Below are 23,459 nucleotides of genomic sequence, written 5' to 3'. Positions count from 1 at the left end.
GCTTTGTAATGAAGACATCTTCACCTACCATGTTGCGACGAAAATTGCGTGGAGCGAGGGTGCATGCGCATCAATGATCCGGAGCGGCTGATCCGGGACGAGGCCGCGCGAATCGCGCCAGGACTGGTCGCGATCCGGCGAGACCTGCACGCGCATCCCGAACTGGCCTTCGAGGAGACACGCACCGCGGGCATTGTCGCTGCGGAACTCGCGCGCCTTGGCATTCCGCATCGCACCGGCGTGGGCGGCACCGGCGTGGTCGGCACCATCGCCGGCGGGCGTCCCGGCCCCACGCTGGCGATTCGCGCCGACATGGACGCGCTGCCGATCCATGAGGAGACGGGTCTCGATTTCGCCAGCCGCAACAACGGGAAAATGCATGCCTGCGGGCATGACATCCACACCGCGACGCTGCTCGGCGTTGCTTCGATCCTGAAGGATCTCGCGCCCATGCTGGCGGGCCGCGTGCAGCTGATCTTCCAGCCGGCGGAGGAAGTGCTGCAGGGCGCGGCCGCGATGATCGCCGATGGCGCGGCGGAGGGGATCGATCTCGCGCTCGGCTTCCACAACCAGCCCGACCTGCCGGTGGGCCGCTTCGGTTTTGCACGCGGCGCCTGCCTTGCCGCCTCCGACCGCTTCGACCTCGTCATCCGCGGCAAGTCCGGCCATGCGGCGCACCCTTATGCCGCCGTCGATCCCATCGTCGCCGCCAGCGCCTTCGTCGGCCAGGTGCAGACGGTGGTGAGCCGCGAGGTGAAGCCGCTGCACCCGGCCGTCGTCACCATCGGCGCCTTCCAGGGCGGCACCACCTACAACATCATTCCCGAACGCGTGCATCTGAAAGGCACGGTGCGCACGCTGCACGAGGCTGCGCGCAATACGGCGGAGGCCGCGATCCGCCGGCTGGCGGAAGGGCTGCAGACGGCGATGCGCGTGGAATGCGCGCTCGACTACCAGCGCATGGTGCCGCCGCTGGTGAACGAGGAGCGCGTCATGGCGCCCGTGCTTGCCGCCGTGCGCGCGCAATTCGGCGAGGTGATCGACGAGGGCGAGGCCTCCATGGGCTCCGAGGATTTTTCGGAGTTCGCGGCGCGCGCGCCGTCCTTCCATCTGCGCATCGGCAGCGGCGCGCCGGGGCGCGACGACCGGCTGCACAATGCCTTCTATCAACCGGACGAAGGCTGCATCGGCAACGGCGTGCAGGCCCTGGCGCGCGCGACGCTGGAGATCCTGGCATGAGGATCTGCGTCTATGGCGCCGGCGCGATCGGCGGGCATATCGCCGGGCGTCTCGCGCGCGGCGGGGCGGAGGTCTCGCTCGTCGCGCGCGGTGCGCATCTCGCCGCGATCCAGGCGAATGGCCTGACGGTGCAGGCGCATGACGGCACGCATCACAGCCGCCCGAAGGCGAGCGCCGATCCGCGCGAGCTCGGGCCGCAGGATGCGGTGATCGTCACGGTGAAGGCGCCGGCGCTGCCCGATGTCGCGGCCGGCATCGCGCCGCTGCTGGGCGAGAAGACCGCCGTCGCCTTCGTCATGAACGGCATTCCCTGGTGGTATTTCCTCGGGCATGAAGGCCCGCATCGCGACATGCGGCTGCCCGCCGTGGATCCTGGTGGCGCGCTGGAGAAGGCGGTGGGTCTCGCGCGCACCATCGGCGGCGTCGTCTATTCGGCGAGCGAGGTCGTCTCACCCGGCGTCGTGCATTCGGAACACGGCAATATCCGCGTCATCCTCGGCGAACCCGATGGCCGCATCAGCGACCGCGCCAAGGCGATTTCCGCCGTGCTGGAAGCGGGCGGCATGCCATCCCCGGTCACGCCCGAGATCCGCATGGAGCTCTGGGCCAAGCTGCTCGGCAATCTCGGCAATGGGCCGATCTGCGTGCTGACGCGCCGCGGCGTGCGCGACAGCTTTGCCGATCCGCTGCTGCGGGACGCCGCGCGGCGCAGCGCGCAGGAGGGGCAGGCGATCGCCGCAGCCCTCGGCGTCACGCTGCCGGATTCGCATGTGGAGCGCGTGGCGGCGGCCAATATGGCGCACAAGCCCTCCATCCTGCAGGACCTCGAGCTCGGCCGGCCGATGGAGATCGAGAGCCTGTTCGCCACGCCGCTGCATCTGGCGCGGCTGACGAACACGCCGACGCCGCAGCTCGACCTGCTGGTGGCGATGGTGAAACAGGCAGCGCGGGCCGCGGGGCTTTATCCGGACATCGCCTGACGCGGCATCTCCGCCTGGCCCAGCACCCAGCCCTCCCAGCGGCGGATCCAAGGATCGTCCGGGATATGGTCGGGCCGGGCGCCGTCGAGCACGGCGATGAGCGCCAGCAGGCCGAGCACGCAGTCCAGCCGGTCCTCGCCCGCCGCATCGGTGCCAAAGCCATCGGCGATGGCGGTGGCCAGTGCGGGGGAGGGCGCGATGCGGAGCCGCGCCATGGCCGCGCGCAAGGCCTCCGCCATCGCGCGCCGCGGCGCCTGCACCCGCTTGCTGCCCGCCAGCTTCAGGCCGAGCTGGCGCAGCGCCTCCGCCGGATAGACCTCGGCCAGCACGGCGCGGCCCGGGGCCAGCAGCCCGTGCAGCGGGCCGGCGAAGGGCCAGAGCGAGATCGGCGCGCCGGCGGCCAGCGCCGGGACGATCCAGTCGCGCCAGGCGGCGATGGCGGCCTTGCCGGACTGGTTGGCGCCCAGCGTCCAGAAGACCGGCGCGCCCGCTGGCCGTAGCGCCGTCGCCCGGTCGCAGAGGCGGGAGAGGGAGGTTGCACCGGGCAGGCCGAGCGCCGCCGCATGCGCCGCCCGCGTCATCCCCTTGATGCCCCGCGCCGGATAGAACGGCTTTGCGGCGGAAACCTCGTCCAGCGTCGCGGCGACGCGGAAGAATTCCGGGTCGCGCGTCAGCCCGGCCAGGAAGGTCGGAAAATCCGGCTCCGGCCGCCCCATGGCCCAATCCCGCGGCACACCGAGCGGCAGGTCGAGGCCCAGCGCCACCGGCCTTCCACCGGCCAGCAAACTGGGCAGCAGTTGCGCCGTCTCGCCCACCAGGCGTGGCGCCTTGGCCCGCCAGGTGCCGCCCTGGCGTTCGGCCAGCGCCATCCAGCGCTTGCCCGGCGCCATGCTCCAATCCGCATGGGCTGCGATCATTGTCCCGGTTTCGCTTCCATGGCGGCCGGCCCGTCATGCCATAGTGGCCGCGGGCAGGGGAGGTTTCGGGCAGATGGAACTGGCTGGCGGGTCATCAATCCGGGGCCAGGATGCCCTGCATCCGGACGGGCAGTATTCGGCGCTGTCAAAATGGTTTCACTGGCTGACGGTGCCGCTGCTTTTCGCGGCCTTGGCCACTGGCCTGGTCATCCGCTTCATGAAGGATGACGCCAAGATGCCCTTCTATGCGCTGCATGAAAGCCTCGGCCTGCTGATCCTGGCGCTGGCCCTGGCGCGCCTCGGCTGGCGTGCCCTCAGCCCGGCGCCGGCCCTGCCAGGGCATGTGCCGGAGGCGCAGCGCCGCGCGGCGGCGCTGGTGCATCACGCGCTTTATGCGGCGCTGGTCCTGCAGCCGCTGCTCGGCTTCCTGACCACCAATGCCTATGGCTTCCCGTTGCAGGGGCAGACCGCCTTCCTCGGCTTCATCGACCTGCCGAAGTTCATGGAAGCCGCGCCTGGCCTCGCCGGGGTGCTGCATTGGGGCCACAGCCTGCTGGGCTGGGCCTTCCCGCTGCTGCTCGCCGCCCATATCGGCGGCGCCGTCTATCACCACGCCATCCGCCGCGACGGCACGCTGCTGCGGATGCTGTGAGGCGCCCCTACTTCAGCGGCTTGTGCGCCCGGTCCAGGATGCGGCCGAACCAGCCCTTCTTCTCGGGCTCCTTCTTCTCGGCCTCGGCCAGCCGGGCGGCGGCGGCCTCCTCGGCGCGCCGCAGGCGCTCCTTCTCCGCGAGCCACTTGTCGAGGCTCATCCCGGCCTTGGCGGCGCGCTTCGCCTCATAGGCGCGCTGGCCCTCGGTCAGGGCTGCCGGCGGCGTGGCCTTGGCGGGCTGCGGTCTCGGGGGGCTCTTTTCCGAAGGCTTCGCCATGCGCGATCTCTCCATCCGCCGCGTCAATGGCGCGGCGGCGGCGGCTCCGCAAGATGCGCGCTGCGCCGCCCGACCGGGGCGCACCCTTGCGCCGCCCCTCGGCTGGGCCGAAACTCGCGGCATGGATCCGAAGGTCAAGGCAGGCATCTGGGTTTCGATGGCCCTGCGGCTGTCCGATATCGCCGGCCGCTCCGGCGCCGTTCTGCGCAAGGGCGACCCGGACAGCGGCGGCATTTTGTGCGTGCTGCGGGCGCGCGACCAGATGGTGGTGCTGTCCCAGGTGCGCGATGCGGAAGGCCGGCCGGCCTGGATGCGCGGCACCGGCACCGAACCGGTCGATGGCCCGACCGCCGATGCCTATGTCGAGCGCCAGGTGCGACGCGACCCGGATCTCTGGGTGGTCGAATTCGATGCGCCCGACCTCAAGCCGCCCTTCGAGGCCAGGCTGATCTGAGCCATTACTCCACCGTACCGAAGCAGCGATCCCCGGCATCGCCGAGGCCGGGGACGATGAAGCCGCGATGGTCCAGCTTCTCATCCAGCGAGGCCGTGTAGATCGGCACATCCGGATGCGCGGCGGAAAGCTTCGCCACACCCTCCGGCGCCGCCACCACGCAGACGAAGCGCAGGCTGGGCGCCCCGGCCTCCTTCACCCGCTGCACGGCGGCCACCGCGCTGCCCCCGGTGGCCAGCATGGGGTCGAACAGGATGGCGCCGCGGGTGCGCACCTCAGGCGGCATGCGAAGCATGTACTGGCTGGGCTTCAGCGTATGCTCGTCCCGCACCAGGCCGACATGGCCCACGGGGGCCTCCGGCAGCACCTGCATGCCGCCCTCCATCAGCCCGAGCCCGGCGCGCAGCACCGCCACCAGCACCGGCTCCGGCGCCGCCAGAACCTCGTGATCCATCTCCATCAGCGGCGTCGTGATGCGCGCGCTGCGGCGGGGCAGGCCGCGCGTGGCCTCCAGCGTCAGGATGGCGCCGATCTCGGCCAGCAGCCGGCGGAAGCGGGGGGAGGGGGTGGCGGCATCGCGCAGCTCCGCCAGGCGATGGGTGAGCAGCGCGTGGTCGACGACATGCAGGGTCATGGGGTGCATCCCGGGGCGAAGGGGGACATCAAGCGGGCAGGCGCAGCGTGTCGCCCAGCCGGATCATGCCCGGCCGCGCCGCCGCCGCATACATGCCCAGGCGGTTGTCGAAATGCTGGGCCACGCTGCGCAGCACGCGCGCATCCCGCGCCGCGGTCTCCGGGCAGATGGTCACCATGGCGCAGCGCGGCGCGCCCTCGGCCAGCAGCAGCCGGGCGCCGCCGCTGAATTCCAGCACCTGGCCGGCCCAGTCGCTGTCCGGCGCCTCGCTCTCCACCAGGATATTGATGCGGAAGCGCCGCGCATCCAGCGCCGCGCCATGCACGGCATCGAGCCGCGCCAGGCTGCGCGTGGTGATGATGGAGACCGGCATGGAATCGAAGACCCCGCGGCCGACATGGATCAGGGCGGAATCCCGGCCCGAGTCCGCCGAGAGACGCGTCGCCAGCTCCGGCGCCCGCAGGTCGAAGACCGCGCCATCCGGCGCCACCACCTCCACCGCCGAGCGCCGCGGATCCTCCGGCTGCAGGAAGCGCGGGCGATAGCGGACGATGTCGGGCAGCTCCCGCCCCGTCAGCCAGGGGAAGTGGCCATGATGGCCCTGCTGCACGAAGCCGTATTCCCGGTCCCCCCGCAGCCCGGTCCAGAGCAGCTCCGCCGCCGGCAGCGCCTCCCCGGCCATGGATTTCACCGGGAAGCGGGCGAGGCCCACGACCGTGCCAAGGACCTGGCTCATCGCGGCGCCGCCGCGCTGCCCGTCGGCGCCGGCTCCAGCCGCAGCTCGATCCGCCGGTTGCGCGCCAGCGCCTCCGGCGTCTCGCTATCCTCCAGCGGCTGGGTATCGCCGAAGGCCACCGCGGCGACGCGATTGGCGGGCAACCCGCTGTCGATCAGCAGCCGCGCCACCGCAATGGCCCGCGCCGCCGACAATTCCCAGTTGCTGGCAAACCGCCCGCCGGCCCGGATCGGGCTGCGATCGGCATGGCCATCCACGCGCAGGATCCAGCCCAGGTCGCGCGGGAACTGCCGGGCCAGGTCCAGCAGCACCTGGCCGATATCGCGGATCTGCTGCTGCCCGGCCGGCGACATCTCCGCCGAGCCCACCGGGAAGAGCACCTCCGACTGGAAGACGAAGCGGTCGCCAACGATGCGCACCTCCGGCCGATCGCCCAGCACCTGGCGCAGCCGGCCGAAGAAGTCGGAGCGATAGCGCTGCAGCTCCTCCACCCGCGCCGCCAGGGCCACGTTCAACCGCTGGCCGAGCGCCACGATCTGCGCATCCTTGTCGCGCCCCGCATCCTCCGCCGCATCCAGCGCGGCCGCCACGCGGGACAATTCGCTGCGCAGCGCCTCCAGCTGCCGGGTCAGCAGCGCCACCTGCACGCGGGCGCTTTCGGACAGCCTGCCATATTCGCCGGCCTGGGCCTCCGCCGCCGCGCGCCGACGCTCCTCCTCCGCCGCCCTTCGCCCGGCCTCCGTCGCCAGTTGCGTCGCCGCCGCGCGGCCCTGCTCCGCCTGCGCCGCGCGTGCATTGGCCTGGCCCAGCAGCTCCAGCGCCTCCCGCCGCGCGGCATCCGCCGCGGCGCGCTGCTGCGCCTCATCCCCCGCCCGCGCCAGGGCCTGCTCCGCCTGGCGCTCCAGCTGCGCGCGCAGCGCCTCCAGCCCCTGGATCTGCGTGGTCAGCCGGGCGATGTCGGACAGCCGCGCCTGGATCGTCGCGCGATCCGCCGTCACCGTCTGGTCCAGCCGCGCCGCCTCCGCCCGCAGCGCCGCGACATCCCGCCGCGCCGCCTCCAGGCTCGCCCGCGCCTCGGCCAGCTGCGCAGCCAGCGCCTGCGCCTCACGCTGCGCGTCCTGGCTGGCCGCGCGCTCCGCCGTCAGGCTTCGCGACAGCCCCTGCACATCCCGCTGCGCCGCCTGCAGGCTGGCCCGCGCCGAGGCCAGCTCCCGCGCCAGGCCCTCGGCCTCCGCCCGCCTTGCCTCCAGCTGCTGGGCCGTCAGCGCCCGCAACTCCGCCAGCTCCCGCTCCGTCGCCACCCGCGCGGCCTGCGTCTCCGCCAGGCCACGCTCCGCCGTGCCACGCGCCGCCCGCTCGCCGGCCAGATCCCGGCCCAAGGCCTGCACCTCGCCCCGCGCCACATCCAGGTCCCGGCGCACCGCCTCCAGCGCCGCACGCTCCGCCGCCAGCAGGCGCTGCGCATCGGTCAGCGTGCGCACCGTGCGCGCGGTATCCCCGCCCGCCGCCTCGGCCCGCGCCTGGGCCTCCGCCAGCCGCCCCTCCAGCTCCGCAATCCGCGCCGAACCGTCGCGCGCCGACAACTCCAGATCCGCCAGCCGGGCCGAAAGCCGGGACCGCTCGCCCCGCGCCGCATCCCGCTCCCCGACCAGCCGATCGCGCTCCTCCCGCAACCCCGACAAACCCGCCAAGGCCGAATCCCGCGCCGCGATCGCCGTCCGCAACTCGTCGCTCACCCGCCCCAGCGAGGCGCGCAACTCCTCCGCCTGGCCACGCTCCAGCGACAACAACTCCGACAACTCACTGACCTGCCGGTTCAACCGATCCAAAGCCCTGTCCCGCGACGACAAGGCGACCGACAAAAACCCCTGCCCCAGAACAAACACCAACAGCACAAAGATGATGACCATGAGCAAGGTGGACAACGCATCCACATACCCCGGCCAAGCATCCAACCCCCCCCCACCCCGCCGCCTGCGCCCCCCCATCGCCATGGCGCTAGGACCGCTGCGGGGAGAGGGTTGAGGTCGCTCGGGTGGTCTGCAGGGGGCGCTGCCCCCTGCACCCCCGCCAAAGGGACAGTGGTCCCTTTGGAATCCCGTTAAGGGGCAGGAGGGAGGAGGGGCTCAGCGGGCGCGCGGACGAAGCGGCACCGCCGGCCCCTCCTCCCTCCTGCCCCTCATCCATGAGTTCGAAGGGGCCACTGCCCCTTCGCGGGAGGGTGCAGGGAGGGCGGAGCCCTCCTTGCAAACCACCCGCGCCAACCTCCCCCCTCATCGCGGCGGTTCTTCCGCCAGGGCGGCGATGGTGCGGGCGAGGATTTTGATTTCGTTGCGGATTTCGGTGGTGGCTTGCATGCGGCCCTGGGTCATTTCTTCCAGGATTCGGGCCAGGTAGAGTTCCTGGTTGCGGATGTGGTTGCGGGAGGCGTCGTCGAGGGCGCCTTGGGCGTTGGTATCGGCCAGGCGGGCGAGGGTGGGGGCGAGCTGGGCCTGGCTTTCGGCCATGCGGGTCATCAGGACCTGGGAGGCACGCATCTGGTCGGCGAGGACGGAGAGGCGTTCGGTCAGCGTCATCAGGGCCTGGCTGGCCTGGGCGCGGCCTTCCTCCCCGCGGCTGATGGCGCGCTGGAGTTCTTCCATGTTCTCGGCGGATTGTTCGAGCAGCGCCTGGACGTAGGCGGGCATGGAGCCTTCGCCGTCGCCGCCGAGGGCGCCGGTGGACAGGCGCGTGGCGCCGGCCAGCCAGTCCTCGAGTTCGGAGTAGAAGCGGTTCTGCGCCTGTCCGGCGGTGAGGTCGAGGAAGCCGAGGACGAGCGCGCCGGCGAGGCCGAGCATGGAGGAGGAGAAGGCGATGGACATGCCGCGGAGTGGCTGGGCGAGGCCGGTCTTCAGCTGGTTGAACAGGGCGTTGATGTCGCCGGAGCCGATGGACATGCCGCCGATGACGTCGGAGACGGCGCTGATGGTCATCAGCAGCCCCCAGAAGGTGCCGAGCAGGCCGAGGAAGATCAGCAGGCCCGTGGCGTAGCGGGACAGTTCGCGGCTTTCGTCGAGGCGGGAGGAGATGCCGTCCAGCACGCTGCGCATCGCCATGGCCGAGAGCGAGAGGCGTTCGGAGCGCCGGCCGGCGAGCATGGAGGCCATGGCGGCGAGCAGGCGCGGCGGCTTGCGGGAGGGGGCGCCGGGGATCGGGTTGCGGAAGGCGTCCAGCCATTCGACCTCGGCGGTGAGGACGAGGACCTGGCGGATGTTCCAGGCGATGCCCAGCAGCAGCACCAGGGCGATGACGCCGTTCAGCATGGGATTGGCGGCGAAGGCGGTGGTGAGTTCGCCGGCCAGCAGCCCGACCAGCACCGCGACCGCCGCAAGGAAGGCGAGCATGCGCCAGAGGAAGACGGTCGGGTTGGTCATGCGGCTACCTCGTGTTCCGGGGTGTGCCCGGGGGGAGGATGTCCGCGGCATCCGCGGGCGGGTCCAGCAGGCCGAGGCCGCGGAGGTCGATGCGGGTGGGCTCCACCCCGGCGGCCACCAGGGCATCCCGCACGGCCATGGCGCGGGCCAGTGACAGCCGGCGGGCGATGGAGGCGTCGTTGGCCGGGCCGCTGGCCTGGGCTTCGATGGTGATGCGGCCCTGGGTCACGGTGGCGAGGTGCGGGGCGAGGCTGGCGATGGTTTGGCGCGCGGTGGCGTCCAGCCTTGCCTCCCCGCGCGCGAAGCCGAGGCGCACGGCGCCGGCCGGGCCTTCGGGCCGTGCCGGGCCGGCCGCCATCGGGCTGGCGGAGGGCAGGAGCAGGGTGGCGAGGAGGGCGCGGCGCATCATTCTGCCGCGGAGGCTAAAGCAATCGTCCTGCGGTGGGAATCATCCGATCCGGATTTTGGCCCTGGTTTCAATATCTTCTCACGGACCCCGCCAGGTGGCGGCGGGGGCGGGTCAGCCGGCGGCGGCGGCGCGGTGGGCCTGGGCGGCGGCGATGCCTTCCGCCACCACCTCCCGCAGTTTCGGGTGCAGCGCCTGGTTGCCGCAGACCACGTCGCCGGTCTCGTAATGGGTTTCGCCGCCGGCGGGGTCGGAGAGGAAGCCGCCGGCCTCCTTCACGATGACCAGGCCGGCCGCGATGTCCCACTTGTTCAGGCCGAGTTCCCAGAAGCCGTCGTAGCGGCCGGCGGCGACCCAGGCGAGGTCCAGCGCCGCGGCGCCGAAGCGGCGGACGCCCGCCACCTGCGGCATGAGGCGCGCGAGGGTGGCGCTGAATTCGGCCTTGCGGGTGATCTTGGCGAAGGGGATGCCGGTGGCGAAGAGGGCGCTGCCCATGTCGCGGCGGGCGGAGACGCGCAGGCGCTTGTCGTTGAGATAGGCGCCCATGCCCTTCTCGGCCCAGAACATCTCGTTGCCGGCGGGGTTGTAGATGCAGCCGGCCATGAGTTCGGAGGTGTTCTCCCCGGTGCGCTTCTCGACGCCGACGGAGATCGCCCAGTGCGGGATGCCGTGCAGGAAGTTGGTGGTGCCGTCCAGCGGGTCGACCACCCAGCGCCATTCCCAGTCGTCATTGCCCGTCTGGCCGGATTCTTCCATCAGGAAGCCCCAGCCGGGCCGGGCGCGGGACAGTTCCTCGCGCAGCGTCTGCTCGGCGCGGAGGTCCGCCTGGCTGACGAAATCGCCGGCGCCCTTGGCGGTGACCTGCAGGGATTCGACATCCGCGAAGTCGCGCAGCAGCCGGCGGGCGGCCTTCTGCATCGCGGCCTGGAGGACCGACATGGCGGGGGAGAGGCGGGGCGAGACGGCCATGGGAGGAGCGATTCCGGAATGAATGAGCAGGTCTGGCGAGGCCCCCCTTACCCAACCCTCTCCCCCCGTTGGGGGGGGGAGGGCAGCGCAGGCTTGGCGCGCAGCGTCTAGCCGAAGCGGGTGAGGGGGGCTGCCCGCTGAAAAGGCGTGTTCGAACTCAGCTCTTGGCGCGCTCGTAGTAGGAACCGTCCTCGGTCTTCACCACGATCTTCTCGCCCACCGTGATGAAGGGCGGCACCATGGTCTTCACGCCGTTGGACAGCACGGCCGGCTTGTAGCTGCTGGTCGCCGTCTGGCCCTTCACCACCGGATCAGCCTCGACCACTTCGAGGGTCACCTGCTCCGGCAGGGTCATGGCGACGGGCTCGCCCTCGATCAGGCGCACGCCGACGGTCATGTTCTCGACCAGGAAGGGCAGGCGCTCACCCAGGATGTCCTTCGGCACCTGCGTCTGCTCATAGGTCTCCGGGTCCATCAGGACGATCATGTCGCCCTCGGCGTAGGAGTAGGTGAACTCCTTGTCCTCGGTCTGCAGCCGCTCGACGGTGTCTGCGGTGCGCCAGCGCTGGTCCTTCTTGGCGCCGGTCTTGATGTTCCGCATGTCCACCTGGATGATCGCGTTGCCCTTGCCCGGGATCATGATGTTCTGGCGGATGATGGTGTAGCGCTGGCCCTCGAACTCGATGACCATGCCGGCACGCATCTGGTTGGCCTGCATCTTCGCCATGGCGTTGCGTCGTCCTGAATGAGCGGTGGGGTGTCGTGAGGGGGCGCGGATACAACGGCGGGCGCCCAGGGGCAACCTTCAGCAGGCGATGGTGGCCAGGTGGCCGGCGCGGCCATAGGCCAGGATCGAACACTTAATAGGTCAATAGCTGACGCCGGACATTTGCTCGACCGGTGCAATCATCTAGTTTAGATGGTGGTGTCTGCAAAATTGCTTTTATATTCTAGGATTTCCATTTGCGTCCAAGCAAGCTTTTGACGTTATTATTAGGAGGCAAATGGTCCACGGTGACTCGTTTCGCTAGGTCAAGATTTAGCCACTCGGATGTGCTTGAAAGAAGCACCTCGAACAGGTCCAGTTGCTTCTGGGTGGCGCCCTTAGTTGTGCGCCATCTTACATAGAACAAAAACGACGGCTCAATGATGTAAAGAATGTCTTCTGCGGGGCGCCATTCAAGAAGTTCGAATCCTCTGCGCTCTTGGAATTTTTTGAGCGCGCCTAGTGTGGAGTTGAGGGATGCCTGCGGTGGGATGTCAGAGTTTGCGAGCTTAAGTTTCCCAAGCCGCTGATCAATTTCCATCCTGCTGAGCGAAAATTTAATGGGATCCAGTGTGAAGCATGCGAGAACAAGTTCATATGTCTTGTACTTTCTTGCGCCCTCACGTGGACCCTTGATAAGGGTCGAATAATATGACTCGAACTGGGTAAAACGATTTTTTGCCACTGTGTGCATGCTGCTACCTATCGTGGCGCGATCGAAAGCGATAGCCTTTCCTCGCACTTCATCGATATATTCGGCGGGCTCCGAAATGAGCATTTCCAAGCAAATTTGCTGAGTGACAAGCGGTAATCCCACAGATTCCATGGCGATGAAATTCTTAAGCTGGGGTGTGATTTTAATTTTTAGGTAGTCGAAACCTTGCGATATGATTTTCTCTAAATCTTCGACTGCCCAGCTTCCTACGTCGAACTGGGCAATTCGACCAACCAGATCTCGGTTGCTGTTAGCTATATCGACGGCTCTATGAGTGGTTCCTAATACAAGAACAGAGACCTCATTATCGACAAATCTCTTCCATTGTTGAAAAAGTACTACCTTCACTTCATCTGATAGATAATGAAAATCTTCAATAACCAGCACGTAGTTGGTGTGCTTGAGTGCCGGAATAAGAAGGTCTGGTCCGGGGCTGGCCAAAATCCGTCGCTTTACCTCCGACTCGCTCTTTTCCCCAGTGATGGTGCCTTTAATCCGCGCTGCCTTTTCTGCCAGCCATGCCCATCCCAGTTGCAGCGAGAGTTCAGCTTCGACCGAGCCTTTTGTAGAAGACGTAGTCTGCCTCGATTCGGCTCGCTCAAAATCGATGCCTTCCAAGGCATGTAGCCAAACGTCTTCTAGCTTAGTGTGCCGGTCGCACTGAACGATCAGCGGAATTTCGCCTCTCGAAGCCAGCACCTCTCGATACAGCGTTGTTTTGCCGGTTTTAGAGGGTCCGGTGAGAAGGCACAGCTGGCCAGCCTGCGCAAGAGCGAGCCGCAGTTTTCGTTCAAGATTGCCGCTGTCCCGTTTGACGTAGGTGACGGTCGGTTGGCCGACCGATTTGAAGACGTCAGCAAGGCGGAGAAGCTCGGTCATTTGGTTTCCCCAGGCATCTGGCAATTACGCCCCTCATCTCACTCCGTCAAAGTCTTTGTGGAGCGGGTTTGGGCTCGGGCTGAAATTGCTGAAGCTCGGCCCAATCGGTGCCTTCCCCCCGCCATGGGGCCTTTCCTGCACATAGGTCGGCCAGGCCAGCCCCGTCACCCGGAAGCGCAACTCCGAAAGGATCGCCCGCCCTTCCTCCGGCGGCACCGCGAAGCGCGCGGTGCCCGGCGCCGGGTCCAGCTGGTGCAGGTAATAGGGTTTCACTCGTCCGCGCAGCATCGCCCGGAACAGGTCTTCCAGGGCCGCGGCGGAATCATTCACGCCCCGCAGCAGCACGCTCTGCCCCAACAGCACCACCCCCGCGCCGGTCAGCCGCCGCAGCGCCGCCATGGCCTCCGCCGTGAACTCCCGCGCATGATTGGCGTGGACACATAGATACAGAGGCTTTTCAGCCGTCAGCGCGGAAGCCAGCGCCGCAGTCACCCGCCCCGGATCGGCCACCGGCACGCGGCTATGGATCCGCAGAATCTCGATATGCGGAATGGCCGCAAGCCGCTCCAGCAGCCAGGACAGGCGGCGCGGGCTCAGCATCAGCGGGTCGCCGCCCGTGAGAATCACCTCCCGCACCGCGGGCGTGCGCGCGAACCAGGCGAGCGCCGCTTCCAGCTGTTCCGTCGTCAGCAGCCCGCCATCCGGCCCCACCACCTCCCGCCGGAAGCAGAAGCGGCAATAGACCGGGCAGGCCAGCAGCGGCTTCAGCAGGGCGCGGTCGGGGTAGCGATGCACCACGCCGGGCACCGGGGTGAAGGGCGCATCCGCCGTCGGATCCTCGATCTCATGCGCCGCCGTCCGCAGCTCCGCCGGGTCCGGGATGTATTGCGCCGCGATCGGGTCGCGCGGATCGGCCGGGTCGATCAGCGCCGCCATGGCCGGCGTCACCGCGATGGCATAGCGCGCCTGCACCGCCTCGATCCCCGAAAGATCGGCCTCCGGGCGCAGCAGCCCGGCCTCCGCCAGGCTGGCGGCATCGCGCAGGGTGCGGGGATGGTTTCGGGCGGCGGCGGGATGGGGCATGGTCCGCGCTGCTAAACCCCAACCCCGGCGCAGCAACAAGGGGGAGTGCACCCATGCCCGAGGCTCCCATCCCCCCCCGCCATCCCTGGTCGCCCGATGTCCTGGCCGCCCGGCTGCCCTTCCTGCGCCGGCGCGCGGCCCTCACCGCCGCGGTGCGCGGCTTCTTCCAGTCGCGCGGCTATCTGGAGGTCGAGACCCCCTGCCTGGTCCCCGTGCCGGGGATGGAGGTGCATCTGCGCGGCTTTGCGACCGAATTCCGCCCGCATCTCGGCATCGGCCAGGACAGCACCCTCTGGCTGCGCACCTCGCCGGAGCTGGCCCTGAAGCGGCTGCTGGTGGGCGGCGCCGGCAAGGTCTTCGAGCTCGCCCGCGTCTGGCGGAATGGGGAGGCGAGCCCGCGCCACGCCCCGGAATTCACCATGCTGGAGTGGTATGCGCCGGGGCTCAGCCTGGCCGGGCTGATGGAGGAGACGGAGCTGCTGCTGCGCTCCGTCTGCCCCGGTGTCGTGGGCCATGGGGAGGCGACGGCCGATTTCGCGCTGCCCTTCGAACGCCTGACCATGGCCGAGGCTTTTGGCCGCCACTGCCGGGGCCTCGATATCCTGGGGACCGTCAATGCGCAGACCGGGGAGGGGGATGCCGCCGCCCTTCGCGCGAAAGCCCGCAAGGCTGGGCTGGAGATGCCGGAGACGGATAGCTGGGAGGACGGCTTCTTCCGCCTGGTGATGCGCCATATCGAGCCTGCCATCGGCCGCGGCCGCCCCACCTTCCTCACCCACTGGCCGACCCCCCAGGCGGCGCTGGCCCGGCGGGACCCGCGGGATGGCCGCGTCGCGCTGCGCTTCGAGCTTTTCGCGGCGGGGCTGGAGCTCGCCAATGCCTTCGAGGAGCTGACCGACCCGGTGGAACAGCGCGCCCGCTTCGAACGCGATGTGGCGCAGCGCCGCGCGGAGACGGGGGAGGCGGGCTGGGACGTGGACGAGGATTTTCTCGCAGCCCTGGAAGCCGGCATGCCGCCCGCCTCCGGCATCGCGCTGGGCTTCGACCGGCTGGCGATGCTGGCCAGCGGTGCGCGCGATATCGAGGATGTGCTCTGGCTGCCGGCCCTGCCGCGCGCGCCGCAGCAGGTCCTGGCGGCGCCGCCAAAACTGCTGGCGGGGCCGCCGGGCTGATGGCTCAGCCTTGCCCGGCAGCTTCCGCCGTGGCTTCGGCGTCGGACCTGGGCCGGGGCGCCTCAACCACCCGGTTATCGACGAATCGGTTGCGCAAGGCGTCCATGACGCGCTCGGCGGGCACGTTCATCAGATTGAGATAGGCCGAGCTGCGGGGGTCAGGCGTGCTCTCGGCAGCCTCTTCCGGTTCGGTACGGGTGATCCGGAAGTAGCGCGTCTGCCAGGCGTCTGCGGAGCTCATCGATACCACCATTCAAGCCGGCCGCCGGAAGGCGGCCTGGCCCCTTTGGAAGGGGAGATATTGTGTCGCGCAACGCAGGGCGCCAGCCGTCGAGGGCCGCGTTCCGCGCGTGACAGCAATGGGGGATGCATCTTACAAGCCCGAGGATGACCGCGGTCTTGCCGCAGCTGCAGGCAGCGCCATCCTGGTGCCGAGCGCTCGTGAGCGGTGCTGGTACCGACGGGGTCTATTCAACCAGTGGTCGAATACCATGATTCGCCTGACACGCCGCGTTGTCAGGACATCTGACGCGCAGGGCTTGCGGCTGTCAAGGAAAATCGCGTATACATAACTATTGCGAAATGATATGGCCCGCGTGGCAGGTCGTTTTCCGATCCCACGCGGCAATTTCTGTGCATTTTCGAAACATCTTGACTCGCTGCATCTCCTGCCGAAGATTGGCAGCCGGACGATAGCGATCGGGTCGTGAGCCATGCCGCCTGCCGCCAGCTCCCCGGCGAATTCGCCCGGCTTCCTGGCCATGACGGTGGGCGCCGCGCTGGTGGCGCTGTTTCCCAACGGCACCGAGCCGCCGCCGGACGGGCGGGACGCGGTCGGCGTCACCGGCGCCACCGCCCAGCCTGGAGAGGTGCCGGCGGACCTGGCCACGAAGTACCAGCTGCCGGCCTTTCCCACGGACCTTTTCGCGCTCGCGGCCTTCCTCATCGAGCGCGGCGGCGTCTACCACCGGATCATGCCGGAGCGGAGCCCCAGCGGGCAGGATGTCGCCGGCCATGGCGACCCGAACCTGGTGCTGCTGCGCGATGATGTCCTGGTGTGGGAGGAACTCGGCCGGGCCTGGCGCCTGGGCGCCAAGCGGATCGAGCAGTCGGCGCTGGACCCCGCTGGCGCGGCGCAGGCGGAGGAGGATCTTCGCGCGACGATCGAGGATATCCGCAAGATCTGGCGCGCGCTGCTGCAATGCCATGCCATGCCCATCATCGTCCGGCCGGCCCAGAAGAAGCCGCTGGACTGGTGGCGCCCCGCCATCGCCCTGCTCGTGATCGCCGATGAGGCGGCGCTGGGCATGGGCTACGATCCGCTCGACAGCCAGGGCAGCAGCCCCTTCGAGAAGCTGATCCGAGGAATGATGGCCCTGGATGACTCGCCGGTGAGCGACGAGGCCGAGAAGCAGTTCAGGACGCAGGGTGGCTTCGCCCATCTGCGCATGGAGCCCTCGCTGCAGGATGACAGCGTGACCGTCTTCGCCAATCCCTATATGGCCCGCGTCCTGCCGAAGTGCCGCACGCCGGTGGTCGGCTGCACGATGCGCACGCTGACCCACAACCTCGCCCTCATGCCGGCGCCCGGCATCGTGGACGTGATCTGGAACCGCGAGATCGGCCGATCCGCGGAGGCGACGGGAAGCACCTTCAACCTGCTGCTTCTGCCCTTCCCGTTCCAGATCAGGCCCTCCTGCTTCAAGCCCGCGGGCACCATGATGAAGCCCACGGCCAGCACGATCCAGGACCGCCGCACGGCGGCGGAGCTGGCGCGGCCCTGGGGCGATTTCGAGGTGCGGCAGGAATGGCTGCGGCCACCGCCGGGCGGCAGCGCCGGCACGGTCGCCGGCTTCCTGATGGAGATGGTGCTGGCCGCGGCGGCCGATGCGGGCCGTATCCACGGCCTGGTCCTGCCCGAGCTGGCGCTCGACCTGGACACCCACAAGGCCTTCGTCGAGGCCCTGGCCCGGCGGTTCCTGGAGGGGAAGGAGACGGAGCCGCTCATCGACTTCCTCGTCTGCGGGCTGTCCGAGAACATGGATGGCGGGGAGCTGCGACGGGGCAATTATGTCGCGACCACGACCTTCGACGTGGTCGAAAGGGGCGCGGCCAGGAAGGTGCTGGCGCGCAGCTTCTCCCGCGCCAAGCATCACCGCTGGCGGCTGACCGGGCCACAGATCCGCGACTATGGGCTGGCCTCCGCGCTGGATCCCAACCTGTCCTGGTGGGAGGCGATGGAGGTGCCGGCCCGCAAGGTGGACCTCATCGTCTATCGGGACAGGGTGATCTTCGCGCCCCTGATCTGCGAGGATCTGGCGCGGATCGAACCCTGCCACGAGCCGCTGAAGGCGGTGGGTCCCAACCTGGTCTTCGCCCTGCTGATGGACGGGCCGCAGCTTCCGGGCCGCTGGTCCGCCCGCTATGCCACGACGCTCGCGGATGATCCGGGCAGCGCCATCCTCACCCTCACCTCCCTGGGCCTGGTCACCCGGGCGAATGAGACGGGGCATCACGACTCCTCCCGTGCCATCGGCATCTGGAAGGATGACACGGGCGAGACCTGGTCCATCAAATGCCCCGAGGCCGCGCAGGGCGTCGTCGTGACGCTGGCCGCGGACCATGCGCATGAGCGGACGCTGGACGATCGCCTGAACCTCGACGCCATCTCGATCCGCTACCAGGGCCAGCGGCCGGTGCGGTTGCGGGAGGAGCAGACGCGCCCGAGCGGCAGCTACGGCTGGATCCTGCATGGCCACCATGCGGCGGGGCCGCCAAGCTGAGGACCGGGGCCGGGCTCACCCATAGGCCAGCGCCGCCTGGATGGCCGCGGATCGTTCGGCCGGCCAGGCGAAGAAGGTAAAGACATAGGGGTCGCTCGCCGCAAACACCGCCGGGTCCGGCGAGGCCTGCTGCATGGTCGCGGCATCGAAGGCGGCATGCGGGTGCCAGTCGCCGTCCAGCGTGAACCAGCACTCGTAGCCGAGGCCCGCCAGCAGCGCCGGCACGTCCCGCGTACTGCCGGGGCGGTGGCGCTCCTCCACTTCCAGGCTGAGGACGGGGCGGCAGCGGGTGAGGGTGGCGCGGGCGCCGGCCAGAACCTCCTCCTCGAACCCCTCGGCGTCGAGCTTGACATGCGCCAGGTCGGCCAGGCCCAGCGCATCGATGGTGGTCACCCGCACCTCATGGCGGTCCACGGTGACCGATTCGAAGCCGGCATAGTCCTTGGCCGTGGAGGCCCATTGCTCCTGCGCCACCCCATCCAGCACGGGCACGGAGAGGGTGAGCCCGCCGGGCGCGGCGCCCAGCGCCTCCCGGTGCAGCGCGATATGCGGCGGGATGGCGCCGTATTCGGCCCTGATCGCCGCTTCCAGTCGCGCAAAGGCGCTCGGCAGCGGCTCGAAGGCCAGCAGCCGGACGCCGGGCAGGCGGGAGAGCGGCAGGGTCAGCAGCCCGTCATGCGCGCCCACATCCAGGATGCAGCCGGGCCGGTGCAGCCGGGTGTGGAAGGTCAGTTCGTCCATGCGCCGGCCGGGCTCCCCTTGGTCATTCCCCAGGCATGTGGGGTGGCCGGCGCGGAAGGCAGCCTCAGTTCGGCGGCACTTCGGAAATCCGCAGCTGGGCCGGCACGCGGGACCCGCGGTCGTAATGGCCGATCCAGATGTCGTACTGGCCCGATTGCGGCCGGGCGAAGACGATCCCGGGGTTGGTGCCGCGGAAATCGTCGTTGCAGGCCCAGCTGCCATCCGGAAGGTTCACCACCAGCGTGACATCGGCGCGGGAGGTGGCGGAGAGGTAGAGCGGCAGCCCCTGGCCGGCGCGGTAGTTCAGCCGCACATCCGGCGCATTGGCGATGGAGCCCACGCATTGCGAACCGCCCAGGCGCTCGGCCGGCAGGCTGCCGCCGGCGGTGACGTCCACCGTGGTGGGGTCGGGCGCGAAATTGGCACTGAGATTGAGCGTGCCGAAGGAGGGCCGGCGATTATAGTCCTGGGCGAGCGCCAGCGTCGGCAGGGCGGCGAGCGCCAGCAGCGCGGCGAGGGGGCGGGGCAGCATCGGGGTGGTCTCCCTGGAGGTTCCTGGTCTTGGGCCGGCGGCATCGACCGTCCGTTGCGAATGCTAAACCTTTCGTGCCCGCCGCCAAGCCAGGCACCGGCTGGTCAAGCCGGCCCGGCTGGTGTCGTCTGCCGCCGATCGAGAGGGAGGCCTTCCAGCGTTGCGAGGGGATCTGGCGGCACGCTTCATCGGCCTGTCCGGCTGGCGCCTCGCGCTCGGCGTGCTGGCTGCGGCGCTGGCCGCCACCTTCACGCCGCTGCTGGTCTTCATCCTGTTCTGGCTGGTGACGGAGGCGGCCGAGTCGAGGCTAAATGCGGCGGCGCTGTCGGATGCGCTGCGCAGCCTGGCGGTGCCGCTGGTCGTGCTGCCCTATGTGCTGCTGCTGACCCTGATCGGCGGCCTGCCGCTGCACCTGCTGCTGGTTGTGCGGGGCTGGGAGCGGGGCCGGGGCCATCTGCTGGCGGGTGCGCTCGGCGGCGGGGCGCTGCTGGGCAGCGTGGAGCTGGCGGCGGCGGGCCGGATCGGCTTCCTGCTGCCGCTTGGCGTACTGGCCGGGCTCGCCGCGGCGCTGGCCTTCCGGGGTGTCTGGCGGCCGCTGCCCCCAGCTGAGATGAGACAGTCAGGCTGAGGCGATCGCCGCATTCATCGCCCGCACGCCGGCGGCCGGGCCCTCGGGGTGGCTCCACACCGCGCCGACGACGGCGAGAAAATCCGCGCCGGCCCGGACCAGCGGCGGGCAGTTCGCCGCCGTGATGCCACCGATGGCGACGCAGGGCAGCTCGAACATCTCGGACCACCATTCCAGGATCTCGGGGTCCGCCTGGTGCACGGTCTCCTTCGTCCCCGTGGGGAAGAAGGCGCCGAAGGCGACGTAGTCGGCGCCCGCCTCGCCGGCCTCCATGGCCAGGTGGCGGGAGGCATGGCAGGTCACGCCGATCATCGCCTCCGCCCCCAGCAGCTTGCGGGCGGCCAGCGGGTCGCCATCGCCCTGGCCGAGATGCACGCCGTCGCAGCCGGCGCGCTTCGCCAGGTCCATGCGGTCGTTCATCAGCACCGCCACGTCGCGCGCCTGCGCCACCGGGATCAGCGCCTCCGCCGCGCGCAGCACCGCCTCATCCGGCGCGCCCTTCAGGCGGATCTGCAGGGCCGCGACATCACCGGCATCCAGCGCGCGCGCCAGGCTGTCGGCGAAGCCGGGCAGGTCCGGCAGGGCGGGCGGGGTGATGAGGTAGAGGCGGCAGGCGTCGGGGTCGGGCATGGCCGGTCTGTGGCGCCAGCCGGGGGCCTCACGCAAGCCCCCTGATGGCGAGATGCGCGCCGAGTGCCAGCAGGCTGCCGAAGAAGATGCGGCGGAACAGCGGCGGCGGGATCAGCCCGCGCAGCCGGCTGCCCAGCGCCAGCCCCGCCAGCGTCGGCGGCAGCGCCAGCAGCGAGGCCCCGGCCGAGACCGGCGTGAAGCTGCCCTGCCAGGCCAGCGCCAGGCCGAGCGCCAGCGTCGCCACCAGGAAGGACAGGCCCAGCGCCTGCACCAGCGCATCCCGCGAAAGCCCCAGCGCGCCGAGCCAGGGCACCACCGGCATGACGAAGACGCCTGTCGCCCCCGTCACCAGCCCGCCGGCCAGCCCGATCGGCGCCGCGCTCAGCCGCTCCATCCGGGCGGACAGGTGGGTGGGCGGCGCGAAGAGCCCCCAGCCGCCATAGGCGGCCAGCGCCAGGCCGAGCAGCCCCAGCGCCAGCGGCCCGCCGCCGGTCAGCAGGCGGATTCCCGCCAGCGTGCCGGGCACCAGCAGCAGCAGCATGGGCCAGAGCCGGCGCAGCAGGACGCGCCAGCCCGGGCCGCTGGCCTGCAGGATATTGGTGACCAGCGAGGGCAGCAGCAGCAGCCCCGCGGCCTCGGCCGGCGGCATGACCAGTGCCAGCAGGCCGATGGCGATGGTCGGCAGGCCGAGGCCGATCAGCCCCTTGGCGGCGCCGGCGATCAGGAAGACGAGGCCGATGACGGCGAGGTTCGTAAGGTCCACGCGCCGCAGGCTGCCGCATTCCTTTACGGAAGGCTTCGGCCCGCGCCGAAGTTTCCGGTTGATTCAGATCACGGACGCGGCGCCCGGCCGGGCCCATCCTTGCCGAACCGTTCCGAGCGGCGGCGGGTCGCCCGGGCGCGCGGAGGTTTTGCCCATGTCCAGTTCACCACCGGCCGAAGGCCAGTCTCGGCGCATCGGCCTGATCGCCGGCCTGGTCGTCGCCGCGCTGGCGATCAGCATCCTGGCCTTCAACAACCTGCGCGGCGGGCAGGCGGAGGCGGCGCGCGGCCGCTGGACCGCCGACAACCGCTGCGGCGGCTGCCACGACGTGGCGGAGACGGCGCAGCCCACGCGCCGCAGCGGCACGCCGAGCTTCGTGCTGCTGGCGCAGGGCGGGCCGAGCCGGGAGGCCATCGAGGCCTTCCTGCAGCGCCCGCACGCCGCCATGCCGCCCTTCACCCTCTCGGCGGAGGAACGGCACAACCTGGCCGCCTATATGGCCAGCCTCGCCCCTTCGCGATGAGGTCCTGAAACGCCAACAGCCGGATCCTCACGGACCCGGCTGCGGCGAAGACCCGGGGCCGAGGCCCCGGTGCCCAAGAATTCAGTGCTTGTAGACGTTGATGATGGCGGCCAGCAGCGCCAGGGCATCGGCCTTGGAGCGCTGGAAGGCATTGCGGCCCATGATGGAGCCATTGCCGCCGGCGGCGTGGATGGCGCGCACCTCATCCAGGATCGCCTCGGTGCCCTTGGCCTCGCCGCCCGAGAAGACCACCAGGCGGCGGCCGCCGAAGCAGGCCTGCACGATGTGCTTGAAGCGGGCCACGGCGTCGTCCTCCACCGGGCTCGCCTGGTAGGTCTTCTTCGCGGCCTCCAGGCTGACGGCGGAGGTCGGCGGCTTCACCTTGATGATATGCGCGCCGGTCAGCGCCGCCATATGCGCGGCATAGGCGCAGATATCGAGCGCCGTCTCACCCACCTTGTCCAGCATCGGGCCGCGCGGATAGCTCCAGACCACCACGGCGAGGCCCACGGACTTCGCCTCCTCCGCCATCTCGCGGAGCTCCTCGATCATCTCGAACTGGTATTCGGAGCCGGGGTAGATGGTGAAGCCGATGGCCGAGCAGCCGAGCCGCAGCGCATCGCCCACGCTGGCCGTCACGCCCTGGTCCTTGGTGGTGGACAGGCTGTTGCTGCTGTTCACCTTCAGGATGGTCGGGATGCTGCCGGCGTAGGTGGCCGCACCCGCCTCGATCATGCCGAGCGGCGCGGCATAGGCGTTGAGGCCCGCCTCCAGCGCCAGCTCGAACAGGTAGCGCGGGTCGTAGGCTGCGGGGTTCGGGGCGAAGCTGCGGGCCGGGCCGTGCTCGAAGCCCTGGTCGACCGGCAGGATCACCATGCGGCCGGTGCCGCCCAGCTTGCCGGCCATCAGGATGCGGGCGAGGTTCGCCTTGGTCCCGGGATTGTCGCTCTCATACCAGGACAGGATTTCCTGGACCTTCGGCGTCAGGCGCATTTTTTCGAGTCCTCTCGGCGGGCGGCAATGGATGCCTGCGTTTAGCGCAGGGATGCGCGGGTGTCATGCGCCGGGGCGGCTGCTTTCGCGCGCCATTCGCTCAGTTTTGCGCGGGCGAAGGGGCGCCGCAGGTCCAGGGTCTGCAGGTCCAGCGCCGGCGGACGCGCCGGCAGGACCCGCGCCCCGACTTCCGCGGCCGCCAGGCTCAGGGCGGCATGGGCCGCACAACCACCCTCCAGCACCACCAGCCGGCAGCCGGCGCGCAGCGCCGCCAGGGCGTCGCCGGCGGCCGCGCCGCAGCAGAGCGCATCGGCGAAGCCCGGCGCCAGCGCCGCCAGGGCGCGCCAGGCCTGCGGCCCCAGGAAGCCCGCGGCACCGGGTGCCGAGAGCAGCAGGACCTGGTCCGGCGCGACCTCGCCGACCAGCCAGCGCAGCTCCGCCGCTGATCGGATCGTGATCGCCGGCGGCCATCCCCCCGCCGCCGGCGCGTCGAAGTCGCCCCGAACCACGCTCACCGTTGACCCGCCGCGCCGTGCATGCAAAGCGTTGAGCATGCCGGAACCGGTGGCGACAA

General features: G+C 69.9%; 26 protein-coding genes. 8 read left to right on the top strand and 18 right to left on the bottom strand.

Annotation, left to right across the window (positions count from 1 at the left end; genetic code table 11):
- The first annotated feature begins 63 nt into the window (after positions 1–63).
- The gene (locus tag ACTIF1_RS14565) at positions 64–1,239 is read left to right on the top strand and encodes a M20 metallopeptidase family protein (RefSeq protein WP_439597161.1); all 1,176 of its coding nucleotides are present in this window, start codon (positions 64–66) and stop codon (positions 1,237–1,239) included.
- On the top strand, positions 1,236–2,219 hold the full coding sequence (locus ACTIF1_RS14560; protein WP_439597160.1) for a ketopantoate reductase family protein: 984 nt from the start codon (positions 1,236–1,238) through the stop codon (positions 2,217–2,219). Before ACTIF1_RS14565 ends, ACTIF1_RS14560 begins: the two co-directional genes overlap by 4 nt.
- On the opposite strand, the gene ACTIF1_RS14555 is transcribed toward ACTIF1_RS14560, so the two are convergent.
- Positions 2,201–3,136, bottom strand: coding sequence for a hypothetical protein (locus tag ACTIF1_RS14555; RefSeq protein WP_439597159.1), 936 nt, complete (start codon positions 3,134–3,136; stop codon positions 2,201–2,203). The two genes, ACTIF1_RS14560 and ACTIF1_RS14555, sit on opposite strands and share 19 nt — an antisense overlap.
- A 73-nt stretch (positions 3,137–3,209) precedes the next feature.
- On the opposite strand from ACTIF1_RS14555, the gene ACTIF1_RS14550 reads away from it, so the two are divergent.
- On the top strand, positions 3,210–3,788 hold the full coding sequence (locus ACTIF1_RS14550) for a cytochrome b (protein ID WP_439597158.1): 579 nt from the start codon (positions 3,210–3,212) through the stop codon (positions 3,786–3,788).
- Between the two features lie 7 nt (positions 3,789–3,795).
- On the opposite strand, the gene ACTIF1_RS14545 is transcribed toward ACTIF1_RS14550, so the two are convergent.
- Positions 3,796–4,065: a hypothetical protein gene (locus ACTIF1_RS14545; RefSeq protein ID WP_439597157.1), complete on the bottom strand. Its 270-nt coding sequence runs from the start codon at positions 4,063–4,065 to the stop codon at positions 3,796–3,798.
- Positions 4,066–4,186: 121 nt separating this feature from the next.
- On the opposite strand from ACTIF1_RS14545, the gene ACTIF1_RS14540 reads away from it, so the two are divergent.
- Positions 4,187–4,519 (top strand): DUF1491 family protein, encoded by a 333-nt coding sequence (locus tag ACTIF1_RS14540; RefSeq protein ID WP_439597173.1) that lies wholly within the window; start codon positions 4,187–4,189, stop codon positions 4,517–4,519.
- Between the two features lie 4 nt (positions 4,520–4,523).
- Here the strand turns inward: ACTIF1_RS14540 and upp are convergent, their stop codons facing one another.
- The 9 genes from upp to ACTIF1_RS14495 form a co-directional block, all read right to left on the bottom strand.
- Positions 4,524–5,153: a uracil phosphoribosyltransferase gene (gene upp, locus ACTIF1_RS14535; RefSeq protein ID WP_439597156.1), complete on the bottom strand. Its 630-nt coding sequence runs from the start codon at positions 5,151–5,153 to the stop codon at positions 4,524–4,526.
- A gap of 28 nt (positions 5,154–5,181) precedes the next feature.
- Complete coding sequence (locus tag ACTIF1_RS14530) at positions 5,182–5,889, bottom strand: MOSC domain-containing protein (protein WP_439597155.1); 708 nt, start codon at positions 5,887–5,889, stop codon at positions 5,182–5,184.
- Positions 5,886–7,688, bottom strand: coding sequence for a peptidoglycan -binding protein (locus ACTIF1_RS14525; protein WP_439597154.1), 1,803 nt, complete (start codon positions 7,686–7,688; stop codon positions 5,886–5,888). The genes ACTIF1_RS14530 and ACTIF1_RS14525 overlap by 4 nt, the downstream gene beginning before the upstream one ends.
- A 474-nt stretch (positions 7,689–8,162) precedes the next feature.
- Positions 8,163–9,302 carry a flagellar motor protein MotA gene (locus ACTIF1_RS14520; protein ID WP_439597153.1) on the bottom strand — a complete coding sequence of 380 codons (1,140 nt, stop codon included), beginning with the start codon at positions 9,300–9,302 and terminating at the stop codon, positions 8,163–8,165.
- Between the two features lie 4 nt (positions 9,303–9,306).
- The gene (locus ACTIF1_RS14515; RefSeq protein ID WP_439597152.1) at positions 9,307–9,711 is read right to left on the bottom strand and encodes an OmpA family protein; all 405 of its coding nucleotides are present in this window, start codon (positions 9,709–9,711) and stop codon (positions 9,307–9,309) included.
- Between the two features lie 111 nt (positions 9,712–9,822).
- Positions 9,823–10,677, bottom strand: a complete 855-nt coding sequence (locus tag ACTIF1_RS14510; protein ID WP_439597151.1) for an inositol monophosphatase family protein — start codon at positions 10,675–10,677, stop codon at positions 9,823–9,825.
- 157 nt (positions 10,678–10,834) lie between these two features.
- Positions 10,835–11,404, bottom strand: a complete 570-nt coding sequence (gene efp / locus ACTIF1_RS14505; RefSeq protein ID WP_439597150.1) for an elongation factor P — start codon at positions 11,402–11,404, stop codon at positions 10,835–10,837.
- Positions 11,405–11,627: 223 nt separating this feature from the next.
- A complete protein-coding gene (locus tag ACTIF1_RS14500; protein ID WP_439597149.1) occupies positions 11,628–13,037 on the bottom strand; it encodes an ATP-binding protein in 1,410 nt (469 codons plus the stop codon).
- Positions 13,038–13,070: 33 nt separating this feature from the next.
- On the bottom strand, positions 13,071–14,120 hold the full coding sequence (locus ACTIF1_RS14495; protein ID WP_439597148.1) for a lysine-2,3-aminomutase-like protein: 1,050 nt from the start codon (positions 14,118–14,120) through the stop codon (positions 13,071–13,073).
- Positions 14,121–14,173: 53 nt separating this feature from the next.
- Between ACTIF1_RS14495 and epmA the strand changes: the two genes are divergently transcribed.
- Positions 14,174–15,292, top strand: coding sequence for an EF-P lysine aminoacylase EpmA (epmA, locus tag ACTIF1_RS14490; protein ID WP_439597147.1), 1,119 nt, complete (start codon positions 14,174–14,176; stop codon positions 15,290–15,292).
- 4 nt (positions 15,293–15,296) lie between these two features.
- On the opposite strand, the gene ACTIF1_RS14485 is transcribed toward epmA, so the two are convergent.
- Positions 15,297–15,533, bottom strand: a complete 237-nt coding sequence (locus ACTIF1_RS14485) for a hypothetical protein (protein ID WP_439597146.1) — start codon at positions 15,531–15,533, stop codon at positions 15,297–15,299.
- Between the two features lie 472 nt (positions 15,534–16,005).
- On the opposite strand from ACTIF1_RS14485, the gene ACTIF1_RS14480 reads away from it, so the two are divergent.
- Positions 16,006–18,075 (top strand): hypothetical protein, encoded by a 2,070-nt coding sequence (locus tag ACTIF1_RS14480; RefSeq protein ID WP_439597145.1) that lies wholly within the window; start codon positions 16,006–16,008, stop codon positions 18,073–18,075.
- Between the two features lie 15 nt (positions 18,076–18,090).
- Here the strand turns inward: ACTIF1_RS14480 and ACTIF1_RS14475 are convergent, their stop codons facing one another.
- On the bottom strand, positions 18,091–18,816 hold the full coding sequence (locus ACTIF1_RS14475) for an FkbM family methyltransferase (protein ID WP_439597144.1): 726 nt from the start codon (positions 18,814–18,816) through the stop codon (positions 18,091–18,093).
- A 64-nt stretch (positions 18,817–18,880) separates the two neighbouring features.
- Positions 18,881–19,348: a hypothetical protein gene (locus ACTIF1_RS14470; protein ID WP_439597143.1), complete on the bottom strand. Its 468-nt coding sequence runs from the start codon at positions 19,346–19,348 to the stop codon at positions 18,881–18,883.
- A 160-nt stretch (positions 19,349–19,508) separates the two neighbouring features.
- Here ACTIF1_RS14470 and ACTIF1_RS14465 point away from each other — a divergent pair, with 160 nt between their 5' ends.
- Positions 19,509–19,976, top strand: a complete 468-nt coding sequence (locus ACTIF1_RS14465; protein ID WP_439597142.1) for a hypothetical protein — start codon at positions 19,509–19,511, stop codon at positions 19,974–19,976.
- Here the strand turns inward: ACTIF1_RS14465 and thiE are convergent.
- Together thiE and ACTIF1_RS14455 are read right to left on the bottom strand one after the other, a co-directional pair.
- On the bottom strand, positions 19,968–20,606 hold the full coding sequence (thiE, locus tag ACTIF1_RS14460; protein WP_439597141.1) for a thiamine phosphate synthase: 639 nt from the start codon (positions 20,604–20,606) through the stop codon (positions 19,968–19,970). The two genes, ACTIF1_RS14465 and thiE, sit on opposite strands and share 9 nt — an antisense overlap.
- Before the next feature lie 28 nt (positions 20,607–20,634).
- On the bottom strand, positions 20,635–21,369 hold the full coding sequence (locus ACTIF1_RS14455; RefSeq protein ID WP_439597140.1) for a sulfite exporter TauE/SafE family protein: 735 nt from the start codon (positions 21,367–21,369) through the stop codon (positions 20,635–20,637).
- 154 nt (positions 21,370–21,523) lie between these two features.
- On the opposite strand from ACTIF1_RS14455, the gene ACTIF1_RS14450 reads away from it, so the two are divergent.
- Positions 21,524–21,892: a c-type cytochrome gene (locus ACTIF1_RS14450; RefSeq protein WP_439597139.1), complete on the top strand. Its 369-nt coding sequence runs from the start codon at positions 21,524–21,526 to the stop codon at positions 21,890–21,892.
- An 81-nt stretch (positions 21,893–21,973) separates the two neighbouring features.
- On the opposite strand, the gene ACTIF1_RS14445 is transcribed toward ACTIF1_RS14450, so the two are convergent.
- Both ACTIF1_RS14445 and ACTIF1_RS14440 read right to left on the bottom strand, forming a co-directional pair.
- Positions 21,974–22,885 carry a class I fructose-bisphosphate aldolase gene (locus ACTIF1_RS14445; protein ID WP_439597138.1) on the bottom strand — a complete coding sequence of 304 codons (912 nt, stop codon included), beginning with the start codon at positions 22,883–22,885 and terminating at the stop codon, positions 21,974–21,976.
- A gap of 41 nt (positions 22,886–22,926) precedes the next feature.
- Entirely contained in the window at positions 22,927–23,400 is a 474-nt protein-coding gene (locus tag ACTIF1_RS14440; protein WP_439597137.1) for a hypothetical protein, read from the bottom strand.
- Between the last annotated feature and the right edge of the window lie 59 nt (positions 23,401–23,459).

Origin of the sequence: Falsiroseomonas sp. (assembly GCF_051860665.1) — a bacterium.
Taxonomy (GTDB): Bacteria; Pseudomonadota; Alphaproteobacteria; order Acetobacterales; family Acetobacteraceae; genus Falsiroseomonas.
Note: the sequence above shows the minus strand (reverse complement) of the source record. Positions and strands in the feature narration are given on the sequence as shown.